A 1,875-nucleotide genomic window follows, 5' to 3' on the forward strand; every position below is an offset into this window, starting at 1 on the left:
AATTACCTTGTCGTTGCCATCGAGCACAATGGCGTACATTTCCTCCTGCGCCAGCTTGCGGATCGGGGCGATGAAGTGGGCAAGGTCGTTGTGGGTGTGGATGGTGTCGGTGCCTGCCCTTATGGTGCCGGTTTCAACGTGCTTAACTAGAACACGCTGGTTCTCGATGATTTGCTGCTTGCGTTCTTCACCGGACAGATCAGGGGAGGCGAACAGGTCTTTCTGACCGGCATCTTCCAGATTAGATTTTTTGCCACGGCGCTTGCGTTCTTCTACTCCGCTTTGTTTTTCGTTTTCTCCGGCTCTGTACTCACCCCCTGGTTCATCAATTTGTCGAAGTCCGATATGGCTTCCAGCTTCATCTTCTGATGCTTCTGCATTTCCTTTTTCTGCTCTGGCGTCAGCAGATGCCCGAACCGCAGATAGGATTTTGTCCAGGTCTCCAAGGAGCTTTGCAGATGCCTTTTTGCCTCCATACTTTTCAGGTTCATTCTCTATCTCCTGTTTCAGTTCTTTCAGATTCTTTTCAAAAGGCGCATCCGTAAAAGCCTGCATCACCTTTTTAGTAACATTCCCTGCAAAGCAACCCATCCCACCATAACGGTCACAGGAGGTGCAGTTGAAATTCTTCTTCGGATCAGTAGGGTGTTCGATCTTCTTCCAGCCACCGTCAATCGGGCAGACCCGCTTCATGGCATCCTTGCCCAGCATCCGGCGCAGGGTAGCCTTATCCGACAACACCTTCTGCCCCTGCTTAATGGGCAGAATCACCATGATCCTGTCTAAGTTTGACCTTGCAAATTCAATATCGTTCGGACTGCCGTCAAACACCATCGCCAATGCCAGGTCGGGGTGAGCCGCTGCCATATCGAAATTAGTGTTATCCACGGAAAGAGCTGCCCAGTTTTGCGCTGGAATCTGGCGTAAAAACTCAGGATTCTTACTGAATATCTGTAAGCGAATACCGTCCTTGTTCATCTGTTTAATGAACGGCAGCCACGCCTGCGAACCATCGCCCATATCAAACAATCGCAGGGCTTTATCCTGATAATACTCTGCGGTGCTTTTATAGTTGACTGCTGCCAGCTTGGCGGTACGAACCGGATTGTTTTCTACTGCCCAGTTCACCACTTCAGATTTAATCAACGGATTGCTGAACCGGTAATTTCCCTTTGTGGCGTAGCAGAACGTGGCACAGGCTTTACTGGGCAGGCAATCCACAAAGCTGCCGTTAATGCTGTTCTGGGGTTTTCCTGCATGACCCATAACATCCTCGGAATGCAGATAACGCCAGAGTCCGGCTTCCCCTTCCTGCTTCAGGGCTTTCATCAAGCTACTGCTTTCCTTTGCAGACAACAGCGACCGGTAATCCACCTCACGCCCAACCACCAGATCATCAATGGTCTGCCGGATCAATATGGACTGCACGGTCTTCCTTGCCCACGGGGTATCGGCCAGCTTTTTCAGCCGCTGGACAATACCGACCTTATCCTCCCGGCCATCCAGATACCGCTTGACAGCCGCCCGTTCTGCACCGCCCAGACTCTTGATCCCAGGCACCGAATAGTGGGGCGCATTGCGGCTGTTGTATTTGCCTTTGCCTTCCTCAATCCCCGCAAAGTCATCATCCGTCCATTCATCACTGTCCAGGGTGCCATCATCAACGGCATCCAGCAGGTCGTCTACTTCATCCCTTTGGGCTTCTCTGGCAGACTCAGTTGCTCGCCCTGCGGGTTCTCCCGGTTCACCTTTTCCGTTGCTGCCTTCAGCATCTTGAAAAGGTCCGGTTTGCCGGGTCGTTTTCGGGTCCTTGATCGGAGTGCTCTTGTCGCCATAGTCTCTCTCCAGTTGTTGGTTGGTCTGGTCGATCAGCTC

Annotated in this window: 1 protein-coding gene; it reads right to left on the bottom strand. The window is 51.9% G+C overall.

The window, feature by feature from the left end; all coding sequences use genetic code 11:
- Positions 1-1,875, bottom strand: a 1,875-nt coding sequence (locus ACO6V1_RS23740; protein ID WP_422469036.1) for a GP88 family protein, incomplete at both ends; no start/stop codon positions are given.

The sequence above is a fragment of the Endozoicomonas sp. ALC013 genome (assembly GCF_049310205.1).
In the GTDB taxonomy this organism is placed as follows: Bacteria; Pseudomonadota; Gammaproteobacteria; order Pseudomonadales; family Endozoicomonadaceae; genus Endozoicomonas.